Source organism: Streptomyces sp. NPDC002870, from assembly GCF_042888505.1.
In the GTDB taxonomy this organism is placed as follows: domain Bacteria; phylum Actinomycetota; class Actinomycetes; order Streptomycetales; family Streptomycetaceae; genus Streptomyces.
Genome location: NZ_JBIAPW010000046.1, coordinates 1 through 23,613, shown reverse-complemented (window position 1 = coordinate 23,613; position 23,613 = coordinate 1). Strand labels below are relative to the sequence as shown.

At 69.7% G+C, this 23,613-nt stretch carries 1 protein-coding gene; it reads left to right on the top strand.

Features of this window, described 5'->3' with window-relative positions:
* Nucleotides 1–49 precede the first annotated feature (49 nt).
* Nucleotides 50–23,613 (top strand): type I polyketide synthase (locus tag ACFYWY_RS34935; RefSeq protein WP_389194466.1); only part of this gene is annotated, 23,564 nt, incomplete at its 3' end.

Sequence of the window (23,613 nt, the reverse complement as noted above, 5' to 3'; positions counted from 1 at the left end):
AGGCCGCAGGTGAACCGTTCCGGTCTACGACTTATGGGGCACGTTCCACATGGCGAATGAAGAACAGCTTCGGGACTACCTCAAGTGGGTCACCGCCGACCTGCACAACGCCCGTCGGCGACTGCAGGAGCTGGAATCGCAGCAGCAGGAGCCCATCGCGATCGTCGGGATGAGCTGCCGCTTCCCCGGCGGTGTGAGCTCGCCGGAGGATTTCTGGCGCCTGCTGGTACGCGGAGACGACGCCATCTCCGAGTGGCCGCAGGACCGGGGCTGGGATGCCGAAGCGTTGTACGACCCGGAGTCGCGCGGTTCCGGCACGAGTTACTCGCGCGAGGGCGGCTTCGTCTATGACGCCAACGAGTTCGACTCCGGCTTTTTCGGAATCTCCCCGCGCGAGGCGCTCGCAATGGATCCGCAGCAGCGGCTGCTGCTGGAAGCCTCCTGGGAGGCCTTCGAAGGGGCCGGAATCGACCTTCTCGGGGTAAGGGGCAGCCGGAGCGGTGTCTTCGTAGGGTGCAGCGGCCAGGAATACGGCGCCGGCCTTCGCGATATTCCGGACGACGTTCGCGGCCATCTCCTGACCGGTAACTCGACCTCGGTCGTGTCGGGCCGTGTCGCGTACGCGCTGGGACTCGAGGGTCCTGCCGTGACCGTTGACACGGCGTGCTCCTCCTCCCTGGTGGCGCTGCACCTGGCATCCCAAGCTCTCCGGTCGGGCGAATGCACGCTCGCGCTGGCGGGAGGGGTGACGGTGATGTCGACGCCGGGAGCGTTCATCGAGTTCAGCCGTCAGCGGGGCCTGGCGGCCGATGGCCGCTGCAAGGCGTTTTCGGATGCTGCGGATGGCACCGGATGGGCCGAGGGCGTCGGGATGCTGGTCGTGGAGCGGCTGTCGGATGCGCGGCGGAACGGTCACCGGGTGCTGGCGGTGGTGCGCGGTTCTGCGGTGAACCAGGACGGTGCGTCGAATGGTTTGACGGCGCCGAATGGTCCCTCGCAGCAGCGGGTGATCCGGCAGGCGTTGGCGGGGGCAGGTCTCTCGCCGTCCGATGTGGATGCGGTGGAGGCGCACGGTACCGGCACTTCGCTGGGCGACCCGATCGAGGCGCAGGCGCTGCTGGCGACGTACGGGCAGGGACGGGATGAGGACCGGCCGTTGTGGCTGGGTTCGGTGAAGTCGAACATCGGTCATACGCAGGCGGCTGCGGGTGTGGCCGGTGTGATCAAGATGGTGCTGGCGCTACAGCACGGTGTGCTGCCACAGACGTTGCATGCGGATGAGCCGTCGTCGCATGTGGACTGGTCGGCGGGGAATGTTCGGCTGCTGACCGAGGCCGTGGGCTGGCCGGAGAGCGGTCGGCCCAGTCGCGCGGCGGTCTCCGCCTTCGGCGTCAGCGGCACAAACGCGCACGCTGTGCTGGAGCAGGCGCCCGAGACGGAGCCCGCCGACGGAGATGAGCAAGAGGGCGGTAAGGCCGAATCCCTCCAGCTGCCGCTGTTGCCCTGGGTGCTCTCCGCACGCAGCGAGGCCGCCCTGAGGGCGCAGGCCGGGAGGCTGCTTTCCCACGTCGACGGCCGTCCCGAGCAGGACGTACGCGACCTCGCCTGGTCGCTGGCTGCAACGCGAGCCGGGCTGGAGAACCGTGCCGTCGTACTCGGGAACAGCCGGGAGGAACTGGTCGCGGGACTAGGCGCACTTGCCCGTGATGAGTACGCCGAAGCTGTTGTACGGGGGACGGCCAAGTCGGGTGTGAAGACGGCATTCCTGTTCGCGGGGCAGGGTGCGCAGCGGGTCGGTATGGGGCGGGAGTTGTACGACGCCTTCCCTGTTTTCGCGGAGGCGTTTGATGCGGTGTGTGCTTATTTTGATGGTGAGTTGGAGTTGCCGCTGCGGGATGTGGTCTTCGGTGGTGATGCGGATGCGTTGAGTCGGACGGGTTTTACGCAGCCTGCGTTGTTCGCGGTCGAAGTGGCGTTGTTCCGGCTGGTGGAGTCGTTCGGTTTCCGGCCTGATTTCCTGCTGGGGCATTCGATCGGTGAGTTGGCGGCTGCGCATGTGGCGGGGGTGTGGTCGCTGGAGGATGCGTGTCGTCTGGTGGCGGCACGTGGCCGGTTGATGCAGGCGTTGCCGGCGGGTGGGGCGATGGTCTCGCTTGAGGCCACCGAGGCTGAGGTGCTGCCGCTGCTGAACCTGGAGCAGGTGAGCATTGCAGCGGTGAACGGACCGCAGGCGACGGTCATCGCGGGCGAGGAATCCGCGGTTGCGGAGGTCGCCGGCCGGTTCGAGGAGCAGGGCCGGAAGGTGAAGCGGCTACGGGTGAGCCACGCGTTCCACTCGCCGTTGATGGATCCGATGCTGGCCGAGTTCCGTACGGTCGCCGAGAGTGTGACCTACGAGCAGCCGCGTATTCCGGTGGTCTCGAATGTGACCGGCGAGCTCGCCACGGATCTGGCCTCTCCTGAGTACTGGGTGCGGCATGTTCGCGAGGCCGTCCGGTTCGCCGACGCTATCCGGTGGCTGGAGGAGCACAGTGTTGCTCGCTACCTCGAAATCGGTCCTGACGGCACGCTCAGCGCGATGGCACAGGCCTGTGTAGAAGACTCGGTGCCGGCGGCGGTGCCCGCACTGCGAAGGGACCGCCCCGAGGCACGGAACGTAGTGACAGCCATAGCGCAGCTGCACGCACACGGTGCCGCGCTCGACTGGACTGCGCTGCTGCCCGGAGCCCTCCCTGTCGATCTGCCGACTTATCCGTTTCAGCGTGAGCGCTACTGGCTGGAGTCGTCCGGGGCGGAGGTGGAGGACGCCTCAGCCCAGGCGCTCGACGGGGTCGACGCGCAGTTCTGGGACGCGATTGAGCGCGGAGACTCGACCGCGCTGGCTGGGGATCTGGCGATCGATCGTGATGCTTCGTGGAGTGAGGCTCTGACTGCGTTGTCGTCTTGGCGGCGGCAGCGGCGTGAGCGGTCGGTGGTGGATGGTTGGCGTTATCGGGTCGAGTGGAAGCCGCTGGCCGGGCAGAGCGGTGGGACGTTGGGTGGGCGTTGGCTCTGCCTCGTGTCGGCCGGGGACGCGCGGGCCGAGGCTGTGGTGGATGGGCTGGCGGGGTGTGGTGCGCTGGTTGAGCGGGTGGAGTGCGGTCCTGGTGTGGATCGGGCTGTGCTGGCTGAGCAGTTCGCCGGGCTGGGTGATGGGCCGGTTGCTGGTGTGCTGTTGCTGGGTGCCGTGGATGTGGTGGATACGGCTGTTGTGGTGCAGGCGTTGGGGGATGCGGGTGTTGCGGGTCGTTTGTGGGTGGTGACTCGTGGGGCTGTGTCTGTGGGCCGGTCGGATGGTGCTCCGGATGCGGTTGGGGCGGCGGTGTGGGGTCTGGGCCGGGTGGCGGCGCTGGAGTTTCCGGATCGTTGGGGCGGTCTGGCCGACCTTCCCGAGGTTGTGGACCGTAGGTCGCTGGATCGGTTGGTCGGGGTGCTGGCCGATGGCGCTGAGGACCAGGTGGCGGTGCGGGCGTCGGGGGTCTTCGGCCGCCGACTGGTCCATGCTCCGGTGCTTGGCGGGGGTGTTGAGGGTTGGCGGGCGCGGGGGACGGTCCTTGTCACGGGTGGTACGGGTGCGCTGGGCGGGCGGGTCGCTCGCTGGGTGGCCGAGCGGGGCGCGGAGCATGTGGTGCTGACCAGCCGCCGCGGCCCGGATGCTCCCGGGGCTGGGGAGCTTGAGGCGGAGTTGTCGGCTCTCGGTGTCCGCGTGACGGTGGTGGCGTGTGATGTCGCCGACCGGGACGCGGTCCAGGCGCTGCTGGCCGAGCATCCCGTAGACGCCGTGTTCCATGCTGCTGGCGTCCTCGACGACGGTGTACTCGATTCGCTGACCCCCGAGCGATTCGCGACCGTCATGCGGGCCAAGGCTGCCTCGGCCGTGAACCTGCACGAGGCGACCCGAGGCCATGAGCTCTCGGCCTTCGTCCTGTTCTCGTCCTTCGCCGGCGCCATCGGCGCTGTCGGCCAGGCCAACTACGCGGCCGCCAACGCCTTCCTGGACGCTCTTGCCGAACAGCGCGCAGTCGAAGGACTGCCCGCGACCTCCATCGCCTGGGGGCCGTGGGGCGAGAGCGGCATGGCGAGCGACGAAACGACGGCGCAGCGGATGCGCAGGGGCGGAGTGTCCCCGCTGCGGCCGGACCTGGCCATCGACGCCATGGAGACCGCGATCGGCTCCGGGACGCCCGGCCTGGTGATCGCCGACCTCACCTGGGCGGACTTCCTTCCCGCCTTCACCACAGTCCGTCCCAGCCCGCTGATCGGCGATCTACCTGAGGTCCGTACTGCGGTCGAGCTCATCGCCCGGACGGGTGGCGAGCGTGAACACTCCGAAGTGCGCCGGCGCCTTGAGGGGCGGGGGTCGGGCGAACAGGAACGAGTGCTGACAGATCTGGTCAGGTCACGAGCCGCCGGAGTGCTGCACTACTCGGGTCCCGCCGATGTGCCCCCGGACCGGGCTTTCCGGGACCTCGGCGTGGACTCGCTGACCGCGGTGGAGCTACGTAACGCGCTGGGCGTGGCATGCGGGATCGCGCTGCCCGCGACGGTGGTGTTCGACTACCCGACGCCGATCGCACTCGCCCGCTTCCTGCGCACGCGGATCGCGCCTGCCCAGGATGACGTCGAGCAGCTGGCGGCCCCCTCGGTGGTTGATGGTGACCCCATTGCCATCGTGGGGATGAGCTGCCGGTTCCCCGGCGGCGTTGACGGCCCGGAGGCCTTCTGGAAACTGCTGTCGGACGGCGAGGACGCCGTCGGGGGATTCCCGGCCGACCGTGGCTGGGATTTGAGTTCGGTCTACGACCCGGACCCGGAACACTCTGGGACCAGTTACGTCAACGTCGGCGGTTTCCTGAAGAACGTGGACCAGTTCGAACCTGCTTTCTTCGGCATGAGCCCCCGGGAAGCCGTGGCGACGGATCCGCAGCAGCGTCTGCTTCTCGAGGTGTCCTGGGAGGCAGTGGAGCGGGCCGGCATCGATCCCCACTCTCTGCGAGGCAGCCGGGCCGGCGTATTCGTAGGAACAAACGGTCAGGACTATCCGGCTCTGCTGGCTCACTCTCCGGATGATTTCGAAGGCTATGTCGGCACCGGAAACGCCGCGAGCGTGGTGTCCGGGCGAGTGGCCTACACGCTGGGCCTCGAGGGCCCGGCGGTGACCGTGGATACGGCGTGCTCGTCGTCGCTGGTGGCACTGCACTGGGCCGCTCAGGCGCTGCGTTCGGGGGAGTGCGACCTCGCCCTGGCCGGTGGTGTCACGATCATGTCCACGCCTGGTGCGTTCGTGGAGTTCAGCCGTCAGCGCGGGCTGGCTGCGGATGGCCGGTGCAAGGCATTCGGTGCGGGTGCGGATGGCACGGGCTGGGGCGAGGGCGTCGGGATGCTGGTCGTGGAGCGGCTGTCGGATGCGCGGCGGAACGGTCACCGGGTGCTGGCGGTGGTGCGCGGTTCTGCGGTGAACCAGGACGGTGCGTCGAATGGTTTGACGGCGCCGAATGGTCCTTCGCAGCAGCGGGTGATCCGGCAGGCGTTGGCGGGGGCGGGTCTTTCGGCCTCGGATGTGGACGCGGTGGAGGCGCACGGTACGGGTACGTCGTTGGGTGATCCGATCGAGGCGCAGGCGCTGCTGGCGACATACGGTCAGGACCGGGATGAGGACCGGCCGTTGTGGCTGGGTTCGGTGAAGTCGAATCTCGGTCATACGCAGGCGGCTGCCGGTGTTGCCGGTGTGATCAAGATGGTGCTGGCGATGCAGCACGGGGTCCTGCCGCGGACGTTGCACGTTGATTCGCCCTCGCCACACGTGGACTGGTCGGCGGGGAACGTTCGGCTGCTGACCGAGGCCGTGGAGTGGCCGGAGAGCGATCGGCTTCGTCGGACGGGTGTCTCGTCGTTCGGAATCAGCGGCACAAATGCGCACGTAATCCTGGAACGCGCCCCGGAACCAGTCGCCATAGCCGACGTTCCCCAGCCCTCGCCTGAGCGTCGGTCCGTCACGCCGTGGGTGATCTCCGGACGTACCGAGTCCGCGCTGCGTGCCCAGGCCGCCCGCTTGATGGCGGCCTACGAGGACGACGCCGAACTGGACCTGGCGGATGTCGGCTTCTCGCTCGCTACGACCCGTTCTGTGTTCGACCACCGCGCTGTGGTGCTGGCCGACGACCATGCATCGGCAGTTCACCGCTTGGCCGCTCTCGCTGGGGATCGCAAGACACCTGGTGTCATACGGGGGTCCAAGGCTGAGGGTCGGCTGGCTCTGCTGTTCGCGGGGCAGGGTGCGCAGCGGGTGGGGATGGGGCGGGAGTTGTATGACGCCTTCTCGGTCTTCGCTGAGGCGTTTGATGCGGTGTGTGCTTATTTTGATGGTGAGTTGGAGTTGCCGCTGCGGGATGTCGTGTTCGGTGATGACGCGGATGCGTTGAGTCGGACGGGGTTTACGCAGCCTGCGTTGTTCGCGGTCGAAGTGGCGTTGTTCCGGCTGGTGGAGTCGTTCGGTGTCCGGCCCGATTTCCTGCTCGGGCATTCGATCGGCGAGTTGGCGGCTGCGCATGTGGCCGGTGTGATGGGTCTTGGGGATGCGTGTCGTCTGGTGGCGTCGCGTGGCCGGTTGATGCAGGCGCTGCCGGCGGGTGGGGCGATGGTCTCGCTTGAGGCCACCGAGGCTGAGGTGCTGCCGCTCCTGGACCTGGAGCGGGTGAGCATCGCGGCGGTGAACGGGCCGCAGTCGGTTGTCGTCTCCGGTGAGGAATCCGCGGTTGCGGAGATCGCCGGCCGGTTCGAGGAGCAAGGGCGGAAGGTGAAGCGGCTGCGGGTGAGCCATGCGTTCCACTCGCCGTTGATGGAGCCGATGCTCGCGGAGTTCCGTACGGTCGCGGAGAGCGTGACCTACGAGGCGTCCCGTATCCCGGTCATCTCCAACCTCACGGGCGAGTTGGCCACCGCTGAAGATCTGACGTCTCCCGAGTACTGGGTGCGGCACGTGCGCGAGGCCGTCCGGTTCGCCGACGGCATCCACCGCCTGGAAGAACACGGCGCGACCCGGTTCCTGGAGATCGGCCCGGACGGCACCCTGACCGCCATGGCGCAGTCCTGCCTCTCAGAGCCGGATCTCCAACTGCTTACGGCCATGAGGAAGGACCGCGCTGAGGAAGAAGCTCTGCTGACAGCCGTATCCGGTGCCTTCGTTCACGGCATGGACGTGGACTGGTGGACGCTCTTGCCTGTTGCCCGGCGAGTCGATCTGCCGACTTATCCGTTTCAGCGTGAGCGCTTCTGGCCGACCCCCGCACCTGACTCCGGTCCTGCTGAGGGCTGGCAGTACCGGGTTGAGTGGAAGCCGGTAGCTGCCAGGGCCGGCGAGGCATTGGGTGGGCGTTGGCTTTGTGTGGTTCCGGCGGGGGAGAGCTGGGTTTCCTCGGTGGTGGATGGGCTGGTCTCTCGGGGGTGTGTACCGGTTCGGGTGGAGTGCGGTCCTGGTGTGGATCGGGCTGTGCTGGCTGAGCAGTTCGCCGGGCTGGGTGATGGGCCGGTTGCTGGTGTGCTGTTGGTGGGTGCCGTGGATGTGGTGGATACGGCTGTTGTGGTGCAGGCGTTGGGGGATGCGGGTGTTGCGGGTCGTTTGTGGGTGGTGACTCGTGGGGCTGTGTCTGTGGGCCGGTCGGATGGGGCTCCGGATGCGGTTGGGGCGGCGGTGTGGGGTCTGGGCCGGGTGGCGGCGCTGGAGTTCCCGGATCGTTGGGGCGGTCTGGTCGATCTTCCGGAGCAGATCGATGGGCGGGTGCTGGATCGGTTGGCAGGGGTGCTGGCCGATGGCACTGAGGATCAGGTGGCGGTGCGGGGGTCGGGGGTCTTCGGCCGCCGACTGGTCCATGCTCCGGTGCTTGGCGGGGGTGTTGAGGGTTGGGTGCCGCGGGGGACGGTCCTTGTCACGGGTGGTACGGGTGCGCTGGGCGGGCGGGTGGCTCGGTGGGTGGCCGAGCGGGGCGCGGAGCATGTGGTGCTGACCAGCCGCCGTGGTCCGGAGGCTCCCGGGGCTGGGGAGCTTGAGGCGGAGTTGTCGGCTCTGGGTGTGCGGGTGTCGGTGGTGGCGTGTGATGTCGCGGACCGGGACGCGGTGGAGCAGTTGCTGTCCGAGCACCCGGTGGACGCCGTGTTTCATGCTGCGGGTGTGGCGGATTCGGGATCTCTGGCTGAGGTGGATGGGGTTCATTTTGCTGGGGTGATGGGGGCGAAGGTCGGTGGGGCGGCGTATTTGGATGAGCTTTTGGGTGATCGGGAGCTGGATGCGTTTGTGGTGTTCTCCTCGATTTCTGGTGTGTGGGGCAGTGGTGGTCAGGGCGCGTATGCGGCGGCGAATGCGTTTCTGGACGGGTTGGTTGAGGCGCGTCGGGTGCGGGGGCTGGCGGGCTGTGCGGTGGCGTGGGGTCCCTGGGGCGAGGGCGGTATGGCGGCCGGGGATGGTGCGGAGGAGCATCTGCGGCGTCGTGGGCTGAGGCCGCTGGATCCGGGGCTGGCGTTGTCGGTGCTGGAGCAGGCCGTTGTGGGCGTCGAAGGCTTGGTGGTGGTGGCGGATGTGGAGTGGGCGCGGTTTGCTCCGGCGTTCACCAGCGCCCGCCCGAGCCCTCTGCTGGAAGACCTGCCGGAGGTGCGTAAGGCTCTGGAGGCGGGTCGTGGTGAGTCCGGTTCGGCGGTGGTGCGGGAGCGTTTGGCGGGGTTGCCGGTTGCGGAGCGGGACCGGGCACTGCTGGATCTGGTCCGTACCCACGCCGCAGCAGTCCTCGGCTACACCAAATCGGCACAGCTCGAAATCGGCGCCACATTCCGAGAGTTGGGCTTCGATTCGCTGACCGCGGTCGAGCTGCGCAACGGGCTCAACGGGGAGACCGGACTGCGACTCCCCGCCACAATGGTCTTCGACTACCCGACGCCTGTGGAGCTGGCGCGCTTCTTGGGTGATGAGCTGTTCGGGTCCGGGATTGAGGCGTCTTCTGATCTGCCGGTGGTTGTGTCCACGTCGGACGATCCGGTGGTGATTGTCGGGATGAGCTGCCGTCTGCCGGGTGGGGTGGCGAGCCCGGAGGATCTGTGGCGGCTGGTGGCCGGAGGCGAGGACGCGATCTCCGAGCTTCCCACCGACCGGGGTTGGGACCTCGACGCCCTCTACGGGAGCGATGCAGACCAGTCCGGCGCGAGCCGAACAGGTTCGGGTGGCTTCCTTCAGGACGCTACGCAGTTCGATCCGGCGTTCTTCGGCATCAGCCCACGCGAAGCGGTGGCGATCGACCCGCAACAGCGTGTGCTGCTGGAAACCTCGTGGGAAGCTCTCGAACGCTCCGGTGTCCGGCCTACGTCGGTCAAGGGCAGCCGTACCGGTGTGTTTGTCGGTGCCAGCAGTTCGGGCTACGGGTCGGGGCTGCGGGAGGCTCCGGAGGGGCTTGGGGGGCACCTGCTCACCGGCAGCTCGGGAGCCGTCTTGTCGGGTCGGGTGGCCTACACGCTGGGACTTGAAGGGCCTGCGGTAACGGTGGACACAGCTTGTTCGTCTTCGCTGGTCGCCCTGCACCTCGCAGCGCAGTCCCTGCGGTCGGGTGAGTGCGATCTTGCCCTGGCCGGCGGTGTGGCGGTCATGGCCAACCCTGGTGCCTTCGTTGAGTTCAGTCTCCAGGGCGGACTTGCGGCTGATGGTCGCTGCAAGGCGTTTTCGGATGCTGCGGATGGCACCGGGTGGGCCGAGGGCGCTGGTGTGCTGGTGGTGGAGCGGTTGTCGGATGCCCGGCGCAACGGCCATCGGGTGCTGGCGGTCGTGCGCGGTTCTGCGGTGAACCAGGACGGTGCGTCCAACGGCCTGACCGCGCCGAATGGTCCCTCGCAGCAGCGGGTGATCCGGCAGGCGTTGGCGGGGGCGGGTCTTTCGGCTTCGGACGTGGATGCGGTGGAGGCGCACGGTACCGGCACGACGCTGGGCGACCCGATCGAGGCGCAGGCGCTGCTCGCGACGTACGGCCAGGGGCGTGAGGAGGACCGGCCGTTGTGGCTGGGGTCGGTGAAGTCGAATCTCGGTCACACGCAGGCGGCCGCGGGTGTGACTGGTGTGATCAAGATGGTGCTGGCGATGCAGCACGGGGTCCTGCCGCGGACGTTGCATGCGGATGAGCCGTCGTCGCATGTGGACTGGTCGGCGGGGAATGTACGACTGCTGACCGAGGCTGCGGAGTGGCCGGAGGGCGAACGTGTACGTCGGGCGGGTGTGTCTGCGTTCGGGGTGAGTGGCACTAATGCGCATGTGGTGATCGAGCAGGCTCCGGTGGAGGAGGTTTCTTCCGCGCCGGTGGCTGTTGTGGGTGGTTCGGGTGTTGTGCCGTGGGTGGTTTCGGCGCGGAGTCGGGCTGGTCTGCGGGGGCAGGCGGAGCGCTTGCTGGCGTATGTGGAAGCCCGGCCCGAACTCCGTCTGCCGGATGTCGGGTTCGCCCTGGCCACGACGCGGGCGCAGCTCGAACACCGAGCCGTCGTAGTCGGCACCGAGCGAGAGGAACTCCTCCGGGGACTTGCCGATGTGGCCGAGGGAACCCTTGCTGCCAATGCGATAACGGGTGCGATGGAGGCCGGCGGAAGGCTGGCTCTGCTCTTCACCGGGCAAGGTGCGCAGCGGGTCGGTATGGGGAGGGAGTTGTACGACGCCTTCCCGGTCTTCGCTGAGGCGTTTGATGCGGTGTGTGCTTATTTTGATGGTGAGTTGGAGTTGCCGCTGCGGGATGTCGTGTTCGGTGATGACGCGGATGCGTTGAGTCGGACGGGGTTTACGCAGCCTGCGTTGTTCGCGGTCGAAGTGGCGTTGTTCCGGCTGGTGGAGTCATTCGGTGTCCGGCCCGATTTCCTGCTCGGGCATTCGATCGGTGAGCTCGTGGCCGCGCATGTGGCCGGTGTGATGGGTCTTGAGGATGCGTGTCGTCTGGTGGCGTCGCGTGGCCGGTTGATGCAGGCGCTGCCGGCGGGTGGGGCGATGGTCTCGCTTCAGGCGTCGGAGGCTGAGGTGCTGCCGCTGCTGGATCTGGTGCGGGTGAGTATCGCGGCGGTGAACGGGCCGCAGTCGGTTGTCGTCTCCGGTGAGGAATTGGCCGTTGCGGAGATCGCCGCGCATTTCGAGGCCGAGGGCCGCAAGACGAAGCGCCTGCGGGTCAGTCATGCCTTCCATTCGCCGTTGATGGAGCCGATGCTGGCTGAGTTCCGTACGGTCGCCGAGAGTGTGACCTACGAGCAGCCCCGTATCCCGGTGGTCTCGAATGTGACGGGTGAACTCGCCACGGATCTGATGTCTCCCGAGTACTGGGTGCGGCATGTGCGGGAGGCCGTCCGGTTCGCCGACGGCATCCGCCGGCTGGAAGAGCACGGCGTCACCCGGTTCCTGGAGATCGGCCCGGACGGCACGCTGACCGCCATGGCCCAGGGATGCCTTGACGAGGAGACGGACCATGCCCTGATACCTGTGCTGCGTGGGGACCGTTCCGAGGTGTCCGCGGTACTGTCCGCCGCCGGACGGGCATTCGTCCACGGCATCGACGTCGACTGGCAGACGTTCTTCCCCACCACCACCCGCCCCGTCGACCTGCCCACCTACGCCTTCCAACACCAGCGCTACTGGCTTGACATCCCCTCTACCACCGCAGATGCCTCCTCGATCGGGCTTGGCGCCGTCGATCACCCCCTCTTGGGCGCAGCGGTATCCCTGGCCGGTGGCGATGAGTTGCTTCTGACCGGGCGACTTTCCTCGCGGACGCAGCCGTGGCTCGCCGAGCACCGCATCGCGGGCGCGATCGTGCTACCGAGCACAGCCCTCCTGGAGCTGGCAGTGCGCGCGGGGGACGAGGTCGGCTGCTCCCACGTCAGGGAACTCGCCCTCGAAGCACCGCTCGTACTCCCCGAGGACGGCGCGGTCCAGCTCCAGGTACGCATCGAGGACCCGGATGCTGCCGGTGACCGGGCTCTCGGGGTATATGCGCGGCCCGGCGCAGCGCCGGCCGATGCGCCGTGGGTGCGACACGCGAGCGGCGTCCTGGCGGAGAGCGCCCAGCCGGAGGCTTTCGACTTCGGGGTATGGCCGCCCGCCGGAGCGGAACCCGTGGACTTCGACGACCTGTACGACGGGCTGGCGGCGGCCGGGTTCGACTACGGTCCGGCCTTTCGCGGCGTGCGAGCCGTGTGGCAGGGCGCCGACGGTGTGTACGCCGAAGTCGAACTGCCAGAGTCCGAGTCTGCGTCCGGGGCCGGATCCGAGTCCGAGGCGGAGGGTTTCTCCCTCCATCCCGCACTGCTGGACGCGGCGCTGCACCCCCTCGGCCTCGGCCTGCTGGACGGCGTAGCGACAGGGGCCGTGCTGTTCGCGTGGAGCGGGGCATCCCTGCATGCGACCGGCGCGACGGCACTGCGGATCCGGCTGGCCAGGCGCGGGCCTGACGGGGTGTCCCTCCACGCGGCCGACGGCTCTGGCCGGCCGGTGATCGCCGTCCAGTCGATGCTCATGCGGAAGACCGACGAGGACCGGGGCGACCGGGGCGACCGTGGCGACCGTACGGTGTCGTTGCCGGCTTCGCTGCTCCGTCTCGACTGGACGCCGCTCACCGTAGAAGCAGACGCCGATGGGGCGCGGTTGACCGTCGTGGGGAGCGACCCGCTGGGCGTGGCCGAGGCTCTGGGCACGACGGCCGCCGACTCGACGTCGGCTGCCGACTCCACGACGGCTGCCGATTCCACTTCCATGGCGGCCGATGCCGTACTGGTGACCGGTGTCGCCACAGCAGCCGAAGCGCACGCCGTCCTCAGCGACCAAACCGCCCAGGAATCGCAGGCCCGCCTCGTGTTCGTCTCCCGCGGCGCCGTCGCCATCGGTGACGAGAAACCGGCCCCCGAAGCCGCCGCACTGTGGGCAGAACTCCGCGCCGTCCAGACCGAACACCCGGGCCGGATCGTGCTCGTGGACGTCGACGGCCACATCGACTCCCTCCGTGTCCTGCCCGCCGCGATCGACACGGGCGAGTCCGAGATCGCGGTCCGTGCCGGTGAGGTGTCGGCGGCGCGCCTGACCAGGTGCGCATCGACCGCGCCCACGAGGCTCGACGTGGAGCCTGGCGGAACCGTACTGGTCACCGGCCCGTTCGCTGAGCAGTTCGCCGAGCACTTCGCTGAAGCGCTCGACGTCGAGGCGCACGTGGAGACCTTCGCGGACCAGGACCAGGACCAGGATCCGGACACCCTGGCGGCGGTGTTCGCCGCGATCCCGCCCGGACGACCCCTCAGGGCGGTCGTCCACACCGCCGACCTCCGCCGGAGCAGCGACATCGGTACCGCCCGGCGCCTGGACGAGCTGACCCGCAGGATAGACGTCCACGACGTAGGCGGCGTGGGCGACGTGGACAGCGACAGCCCTCTGTCCGCCTTCGTCCTCATCGGTATCGGCCCGGCCGACGCTCCGTCGTGCGGGCAGCTGGCCGCGCTCGCCCACCAGCGCGCGGCGTCCGGCCTGCCCTCTCTCGCGCTGCTCCCGCCGCCCTACGCCGGCAACCCGGGGCTCTCCGCGCTGCCGGCAGAAGACGTCGCGGCTCTGGTAGGCACCGCCCAGGCGTCGGGCCGGACCGTGCTGCTGCCCGCGCGCGTGGACCGCGCAGCCCTGCGCGGCTCCGCATCGCCCCTGCCGACCGTCCTCACCACATTGGCGCAGGGCGCGCAGGGCACCGGGCGCCGGATCGCCGTACGTGAACGGGCGAGGGCGGCCTCCGGCCTGGCGCGGCAGCTGGCCGGAAAGGGCGCGGGCGAACGCGGCCGCGTGCTCCTGGCTCTCGTACGCACCCAGGTCGCCGGGGTCCTTGCATACGCCGGCGCCGACGAGGTGGAGCCCTCCCGGAGCTTCACCGACCTCGGCTTCACCTCCCTCACCGCTGTCGAGCTGCGCAACCGGCTCAACGCGGAGACGGGCATGAGGCTGCCCGCCACGCTCGTGTTCGACTACCCGACCCCGGCAGCGCTCGCCCGCTACCTGGACGACGAACTCACCGGCGAAACGGGCGCTTCCGCGCCCAAGCCCGTCAGCACGCCCCTCGACAACGACCCGGTCGTCATCGTCGGCATGAGCTGCCGCTATCCGGGCGGTATCCGTACCCCGGAGGAGCTGTGGGAGCTGGTCGCTTCGGGCGGCGACGGCATCTCTCCGTTCCCCGCCGACCGCGGCTGGGACCTCGGCAGCCTGTATCACCCGGACCCTGACCACCCCGGCACGTGCTACGCCCGCGAAGGCGGCTTCCTGCACGACGCCAGCCACTTCGACCCGGGTTTCTTCGCGATCAGTCCCCGCGAGGCGCTGTCGATGGACCCGCAGCAGCGGCTGCTCCTCGAAGTGTCGTGGGAGGCCCTGGAACGTTCCGGGATCGACCCGGCGGCGGCTCGCGGCAGCCTGACCGGTGTCTTCGCGGGCGTTACCTACCAGGACTACGTCGGCATCCTCAGCGGAGCACAGGACAGCTTTGAGGGATACATCGGCACCGGTAACTCGCCCAGCGTGCTGTCGGGTCGCATCTCCTACACCCTCGGCCTCGAAGGGCCGGCGGTCAGCGTCGACACCGCCTGCTCGTCCTCCCTGGTCGCCCTGCACCTGGCCGTCCAGGCGCTCCGGGCGGGCGAGTGCGACCTCGCGCTCGCGGGCGGCGTGACGGTGATGTCCACCCCCGGCTCACTCATCGAGTTCAGCAGGCAGCGGGCGCTCGCCGAGGACGGCAGGTGCAAGCCGTTCTCGGCCGATGCCGACGGAGCGAGCTGGGCCGAGGGTGTCGGCATGGTGGTCGTCGAGCGGCTGTCCGACGCCCGGCGCAACGGGCACCCGGTGCTGGCCGTCGTACGCGGCAGCGCCCTCAACCAGGACGGCGCGTCCAACGGACTCACCGCGCCCAACGGCCCTGCCCAGCAGCGTGTCATCCGGCAGGCGCTCGCCGGCGCCGGCCTCGCCCCGCGTCAGGTGGACGCCGTCGAGGCGCACGGCACGGGGACGACACTCGGTGACCCGATCGAGGCGCAGGCCGTGATCGCCGCCTACGGCCAGGACCGGGACGACGACCGTCCGCTGTGGCTCGGTTCCCTCAAGTCGAACATCGGGCACAGCCAGGCCGCCGCAGGCGTCGGCGGCGTCATCAAAATGGTCATGGCGCTGCGCAACGGCCTGCTGCCCAGGACTCTGCACGCCGACGAGCCGAGCCCGCACGTCGACTGGACGGCGGGCAACGTACGGCTGCTCACCGAGGCCGTCGCCTGGCCGCACGGGGACGAGCCGCGCCGGGCAGGTGTCTCCTCGTTCGGGATGAGCGGCACCAACGCGCATGTCATCGTCGAGGAAGCACCCCGGCAGCGGACCCCGCGGGACACCGCCGCCGAATCCGTACTCCCGGTGGTGCCGGTGCCGTTGTCCGCGCGCACCGACGACGCCCTGCGTGACCAGGCCGCGCGGCTGCGCTCACACCTCCTCGCCCGGCCGGGCGAGCTGGACATCACCGGGATCGGGTACTCGCTCGCCACGACCCGGTCCGCGTTCGAGCACCGGGCGGTGCTGGTCGCGGCCGGCCGGGAGGACCTCGACCGGGGCCTGCGTGAGATCGCCGAGGGCGCGATGGTCTCCGACGTGCCGCGAGGCGTCGCACATGGCGGCGCCGCCCGCCCCGTGATGGTCTTCCCCGGACAGGGCAGCCAGTGGGCGGGCATGGCACGCGAACTGCTCGGCAGCTCGCCGGTGTTCGCCGACCGCCTGGCCGCCTGCGAACAGGCTCTCGCCCCCTTCGTCGACTGGTCGCTGACAGCTGTCCTGCTGGGCGACGCCGACGCGCCCGACCTCGAACGGGTCGACGTCGTACAGCCCGCCCTGTGGGCCGTCATGGTCTCGCTCGCCGAACTGTGGCGCTCGTACGGAGTGGAGCCCGACGCGGTCGTCGGGCACAGCCAGGGCGAGATCGCCGCCGCATGTGTCGCCGGGGCACTGACCCTGGACGACGGAGCACGCGTGGTGGCGTTGCGCAGCCGGGCCATCACCGCCATCACGGGAAGCGGCGGCATGATGTCCGTGCAGCTGCCCGTCGGAGCGGTGCGCGAGCGCATCGAGCCGTGGGGCGAGCGGCTGTCCGTCGCCGCCGTCAACGGGCCAGCGTCCGTCGTCGTCTCCGGCGAGGCGGAAGCGCTCGACGAGCTGTTCACCGCGCTGACCGGCGACGGCGTGCAGGCCCGTAAGGTCGCCGTCGACTACGGCTCACACTCGGCGCAGGTCGAGGCGGTGCGAGAGCAGGTGCTCGGCGCGCTGGAAGGGATCAGCCCGGTCGACGCCTCAATCCCATTCTTCTCGACCGTGACCGGTCAGTGGCAGGACACCTCCGGGCTCGGGCCCGACTACTGGTACACCAACCTGAGGCAGACCGTGCGGTTCGAGGACGCCGTCCGCGGCCTCTTCGCGGCCGGACACCGTTCGTTCATCGAAGTCAGCCCGCACCCCGTGCTGACCGGCGGGACACGGGACTGCGTGGACGCGCTCGGCGCGGACGCCGCCGTGCTCGGCACCCTGCGCCGGGACGCAGGCGGCCTCGACCGAGTCGTCACCTCACTCGCCGAGGCACACGCGCACGGCGTGGCCGTCGACTGGGCCGCCGTCTACGCCGGCACGGGCGCGCACCGCGTCGACCTGCCGACGTACGCGTTCCAGCGCGAGCGGTACTGGCCGCAAGCACGCGAACTGGCCGCGGCCGACAGCGAGAACGGGCCGACGTCCGACGCAGTCGAAGCGCGGTTCTGGCAGAGCGTCGAACAGGAGGACCTCGAGGCGCTCGCCGACACGCTCGACCTCGACGGCAGCGAGCCGCTCAGCGCCGTACTGCCCGCCCTGTCGTCGTGGCGCAGGAACAGCCGCGAGAAGTCCACCGTCGACGGCTGGCGGTACACCGTGCGCTGGTCGCCGCTCGCCGAGCGCACCTCCGCCGCCCTGGGCGGCACCTGGCTGCTGGCAGCCCCGGCGGCAGAAGCCGCCGACGACCGCGTGGCCGCCGTACGGGACGCGCTCGCCGCCCACGGCGCCCGGGTACGCCTGGTGGAGCTGACCCCCGAAGACGGCTCCTGCCGCGAGCGGGTTGCCGGACAGCTGCGGGACGCGCTCGGCGACGACGACGTCACCGGCGTACTCTCGCTGCTTGCGCTGGACGAGCGGGCGCACCCCGAACACCGCTCCGTGCCCGTCGGCCTGTCCGGGTCCCTGTCCCTCATCCAGGCACTCGGTGACCTCGGCATCGAGGCGCCCCTGTGGTGCGGGACCCGCGGTGCTGTCACCATCGGCCGCTCCGAGTCCGTCACGAGCACCCGCCAGGCGCTCGTCTGGGGCATGGGCCGCGTCGTCGCCCTGGAGCACTCCGACCGCTGGGGCGGCCTCGTCGACCTGCCCGAAGTCCTCGACAGGCGGGCGGCGGACCGGCTGTGCGGACTGCTCGCCGGACCGGACGGCGAGGACCAGATCGCCGTACGTGCCTCCGGCGCCTACGGCCGCCGTCTCGTACGCGCGCCGCTCGCCGGCGCACCGGCACAGCGCACCTGGCGGCCCCGCGGCACCGTACTTGTCACCGGCGGCACCGGAGCGGTCGGCGGCCACATCGCGCGCTGGCTGGCCCGGGAAGGCGCCGAACACCTGCTGCTCACCGGACGCCGCGGCTCCGACGCGCCGGGCGCGGCGGAACTCGAAGCCGAACTCACCGCGCTCGGCTCCCGCGTCACCATCGCCGCCTGTGACGTCGCCGACCGCGAGGCACTGCGCGACCTGCTCGCGGCTATCCCCGAGCAGTACCCGCTCGACGCGGTCATGCACGTCGCGGGCTCCCTCGACGACGGCGTGATCGACTCCCTCGACCCCGGCCGCATGGACACCGTGCTCCGCGCCAAGGTCACAGCGGCGCTCAACCTGCACGAGTTGACCCGGGAGCGAGACCTTTCCGCGTTCGTGCTCTTCTCCTCCACATCGGGCACCATTAGCGGCCCGGGGCTCGGCAACTACGCCCCCGGCAACGCATTCCTCGACGCACTCGCCCAATGGCGCCGCGCCGCAGGGCTCCCCGCCACCGCTGTCGCCTGGGGACACTGGGCGGGAGACGGCATGGGGGAGGGCGCCGTCGGCGACCGGCTCAGGCGCTACGGCGTGTATGACATGCAGCCCGGGATGGCCTGCGGCGCGTTGCGGCAGGCCCTCGACCACGACGAGACGTACATCTCCGTCACCGACATCGGATGGGACAGGTTCACCCCCGCGTTCACGGCTCCCCGGCCCAGCGCACTGCTGCGCGATCTTCCCGACGCGCAACGTGTCCTGGAGGCCGCGCGGGAGAGCGACGACAGCGGCTCCGACACGTCCAAACTGCACCAGCACCTTGCGGGACTCTCCGAGTCCGAACGCGCCGGCACGGTCCTGAACGTCGTACGCAGCTACGTCGCCACCGTGCTCGGCTACGCCGGACCCTCGGCGGTCGACCCCGAACGGGCCTTCAGCGACCTCGGGTTCGACTCGCTCAGTGCCGTCGAGCTGCGCAACGGCATGAACAGCATCACCGGCCTGCGGCTGCCTGCGACTCTCGTCTTCGACTATCCCACCTGCGCGGTGCTCGCGGACTTCCTGCTGGCCGAACTGTCCGGCACGGCACCGAACGGCGAGCCCGCCGCCGCGCTTCCCGCTGCGGTGGCAGAGCACGACGAGCCGGTGGCGATTGTGGCGATGAGCTGTCGTTTCCCCGGTGGAGTGGGGTCACCGGAAGATTTGTGGCGGCTGCTGAGCGCGGGCGGGGACGGGGTGGTCCCGTTCCCGGCCGATCGCGGCTGGGATGTCGAGGGGCTGTACGACCCGGAGCCGGGGCTGCCGGGGAAGGTTTCCACGCGTGAGGGTGGGTTCCTGCCGGGTGTCGATGAGTTCGATCCGGGATTCTTCGGGATCTCGCCGCGCGAGGCGGTGGCGATGGACCCGCAGCAGCGTCTGCTGCTGGAGACGTCGTGGGAGGCGTTCGAGCGGGCCGGGATCGACCCGGTGACGCTTCGCGGCAGCCGTACGGGGGTCTTCGCGGGCACCAACGGCCAGGACTACACAGGGCTGTTGGTGGCGTCGGGCGAGGACGACCTGGGCGGCTACATCGGTACGGGCAATGCGGCGAGCGTGGTCTCGGGGCGGCTGTCGTACACGTTCGGTCTTGAGGGGCCGGCGGTGACGGTGGATACGGCGTGCTCGGCATCGCTCGTGGCGCTGCACCTGGCATTGCAGTCACTGCGGTCGGGCGAATGTGACCTGGCGCTGGCCGGCGGCGTGACGGTGATGTCGACGCCAGGCTTGTTCGTGGACTTCAGCCGGCAGCGCGGGCTGGCCGCTGACGGCCGGTGCAAGGCGTTCTCGGACCGGGCGGATGGTGCGGGCTTCTCCGAGGGCGCTGGTGTGCTCGTGGTGGAACGGCTGTCGGATGCCCGGCGGAACGGTCACCAGGTGTTGGCGGTGGTGGCTGGATCCGCGGTGAATCAGGATGGTGCGTCTAATGGTCTGACCGCGCCGAACGGTCCCTCGCAGCAGCGGGTGATCCGGCAGGCGCTGGCGGGGGCGGGGCTGGCCACCTCCGATGTGGACGCGGTGGAGGCGCACGGTACCGGGACGACGCTGGGCGACCCGATCGAGGCGCAGGCATTGATCGCCACCTACGGCCAGGGACGCGAGGACGATCGTCCACTCTGGCTGGGCTCCGTGAAGTCGAATCTCGGTCACACGCAGGCGGCCGCGGGTGTGGCCGGTGTGATCAAGATGGTGCTCGCGATGCAGCACGGGGTCCTGCCGCAGACCTTGCATGCGAGTGAGCCGTCGTCGCATGTGGACTGGTCGGCGGGGAACGTACGACTGCTCACCGAGGCCGTGGAGTGGCCGGAGACCGACAGGCCGCGGCGCGCTGGTGTGTCGTCGTTCGGCATCAGCGGTACCAACGCACACACCATCCTGGAGGAAGCCCCGCCCCTGGAAACCACGGACGAGGCACGGCCCCTGGCAACCGCCGACGAGGCACCGCCCCTGGAAACAGCGGCTCCGACCTCAGCTGCGGACGACGCCGAGGGCACCCGGACGGTTGCGGAATCCTCCGCTCTCCCCTGGGTGATCACCGGCAAGACCAGGTCCGCGCTCCGTGCGCAGGCCGCACGGCTGCTCGCGCACGTGGAGGCCCATCCGGATCTGCGCGCCACCGATCTGGGGCTGTCGCTGGCCACCACCCGGTCCGTCATGGAGCACCGGGCCGTGATCCTCGGTGAGGATCGGCACGAGTTGCTGCGCGGCCTGGCCGCCGTGGCCGACGACGAACCGTCTTCGAACGCGGTCACCGGCTCGGCCAAGGCAGGCGGCCGGACGGCTTTGCTCTTCACCGGGCAGGGTGCCCAGCGGGTCGGTATGGGGAGGGAGTTGTACGACGCCTTCCCGGTCTTCGCTGAGGCGTTTGATGCCGCGTGTGCCTATTTTGATGGTGAGTTGGAGTTGCCGCTGCGGGATGTCGTCTTCGGTGATGACGCGGATGCGTTGAATCGGACGGGCTTTACGCAGCCGGCGCTCTTCGCTGTCGAAGTGGCGCTGTTCCGGTTGGTGGAGTCGTTCGGTGTCAGGCCGGACTATGTGGTGGGGCATTCGATCGGTGAGCTGGCGGCTGCGCATGTGGCGGGGGTGTGGTCGCTGGAGGATGTGTGTCGTCTGGTGGCGGCGCGTGGCCGGTTGATGCAGGCGTTGCCGGCGGGTGGGGCGATGGTCTCGCTCCAGGCATCGGAAACCGAGGTGCTGCCGCTCCTGGATGAGGAACGGGTGAGCATTGCGGCGGTGAACGGGCCTCAGTCGGTCGTCGTCTCCGGTGATGAGGACGCGGTCACTCAGCTGGCGAAGCAGTTCGAGGCCGAGGGCCGGAAGGTGAAGCGGCTGCGGGTGAGCCACGCGTTCCACTCGCCGCTGATGGAGCCGATGCTGGCCGAGTTCCGTACGGTCGCGGAGAGCGTGACATTCGGCGAGCCGCGTATCCCGGTGGTCTCCAATGTCACGGGCGAGTTGGCCACCGCAGAGGACCTGGCCTCTCCCGCGTACTGGGTGCGGCATGTGCGGGAGGCCGTCCGGTTCGCCGACGGCATCCGGTGGCTCGAGGAGCACGAGGTCTCACGGTTCCTGGAGATCGGCCCTGACGGCACGCTGACCGCCATGGCCCAGGGATGCGTGGACGAGCCCGGCCATCTTCTCGTAACCACCCAGCGCAAGAACCGCCCGGAGGCTGTCGGCCTGCTCACCGCCCTCGCCGAGACGTTCGCCGACGGTGTGCCGCTCACCTGGGAGGCCGCATTCGCAGGGCGCGATGCACGCCGGGTCGGCCTGCCGACCTACGCCTTCCAGCGGCACCCCTACTGGCCCAAGCCGCCCGTCATGCCGACCGGTGACATCGGCTCGGCGGGTCTTTCGTCGGCGGACCACCCCCTGCTCGGTGCGGCGGTGGAGGTGGCCGGATCCGACGCCTTCCTCTTCACCGGCAGGCTGTCGCTACGCACCCACCCTTGGCTCGCAGACCACGCCGTGACCGGGACCGTCCTGTTCCCCGGCACGGGCTTCCTCGAACTTGCCGTGCGTGCGGCCGACGAGGTGGGCTGCGACCGCGTGGACGAGTTCACCATCGCCGCCCCGCTGGTCCTGCCGGAGCGCGGTGCCGTACAGCTGCAGCTCGCCGTGGAGCCACCGGACGAGTCGGGGCGGCGCACGCTGAACCTGTACGCGCGACCGGACGACGACCTCGCCGAGCAGCCGTGGGTACTCCACGCCAGTGGCGTGGTGTCCACCGGCGCGGCAGCGGACCAGGACGAGCGGTACGACTTCGCAGTCTGGCCGCCGCGCGACGCGCACGCCGCCCCGGTCGACGACTTCTACGACCGCTTCGCCGAGGCCGGATTCGCCTACGGCCCGGTCTTCCGCGGGCTGAAGGCCGTCTGGCAGCGCGGCGATGAGATCTTCGCCGAGGTAGCGCTGCCGGAGGAGCACGACGGGCTGGCCGGTGCGTTCGGGCTCCACCCCGCGCTGCTCGACTCCGCACTGCACGCGATGATGTTCGTGTCCATGGAGGATGTCGGCCGGGGCCGGCTGCCGTTCTCCTGGAACGGGGTCTCCCTGAGGGCCGCCGGGGCCACCGCCCTGCGCGTACGTCTCGTCCAGTCCGGACCCGAGTCGGTCTCTCTCGAACTGGCCGACCCCACGGGAGGTTCGGTCGCCTCCATCGATTCACTGACGCTACGTCAGGTATCTGGAGAGCAGGTGAGCGGCAACGCTCCCTTCCACGACGCGCTGTTCCAGGTGGACTGGGTCACGGTGCCCGTGCCCGCGGTTCAGGTGGAAGAGCCATGGGCGGTCGTCGGGGACATGGCACAGGCCGCGGCCCTGGACGGCGTCGGCATCCGGGTGGACGTGAGCGACAGCCTGAGCGATCTCGCCGACGAGGTGCCTCCCGTGGTCATGGTCACCTGCGCGAGCGATGCGAGCGAAAGCGGCGCTGCCACCGCGGCGCGCACCGCCGCCAACCGAACGCTCGCACTGCTGCAGGAGTGGCTGGAGGACGAGCGCTTCGCCGCCTCCCGGCTGGTCTTCGTCACCTACGGCGCAGTGAGCACCTCGGACGCGGACCGCCCGGACCCGGCGCAGGCCGCCATCTGGGGCCTGGTACGTGCCGCCGGTGTCGAGAACCCAGGCCGATTCACTCTCATCGACCTCGACGGGAGTGCGGACTCGATGGCCGCCGTCCCCGGCGCACTGGCGGGCGGAGAGCCTGAGGCGGCGGTGCGAGGAGGAGCGGTGTACGCACCGAGGCTCGCCCGGGTCGCGTCCACGGACGGTCTGGCCCCGCCCGAGGCGGAGGCCTGGCGACTGGACATCGCCGACAAGGGCACCCTGGAGAAGCTGCGCCTGGTGGAGTGCCCTGAGGTGAAGGGCGAGTTGGGGGCAGGTCAGGTACGCATCGGGGTTCGTGCGGCAGGGGTCAACTTCCGCGACGTGCTGAACGCGCTCGGCATGTACCCGGGTGAGGCCGGGCTGCTGGGCAGTGAGGGCGCCGGGGTGGTGCTGGAGGTCGGCCCCGGAGTGAGTGATCTGAAGCCCGGTGACCGGGTCATGGGCATGTTCTTCGGATCCTTCGGTCCCATGGCGGTGGCAGATCGCCGCTTGCTGGCCCGTATCCCGGAGGGGTGGTCGTTCGGGCAGGCTGCGGCTGCGCCGGTGGTGTTCCTGACGGCGTATTACGCGCTGGTGGACTTGGGCGGTCTCCAGGCGGGTGAGTCGGTGCTTATCCATGCTGCTGCGGGTGGTGTGGGTATGGCTGCGGTGCAGTTGGCGCGGCATCTGGGTGCTGAGGTGTTCGGCACGGCGAGTCCTGGGAAGTGGGGGACGTTGCGCGGGTCGGGTCTGGACGATTCGCACATTGCGTCTTCGCGTGATCTGGATTTCGAGCGGTCGTTCCTGGATGTGACCGGTGGCCGGGGTGTGGATGTGGTGCTGGA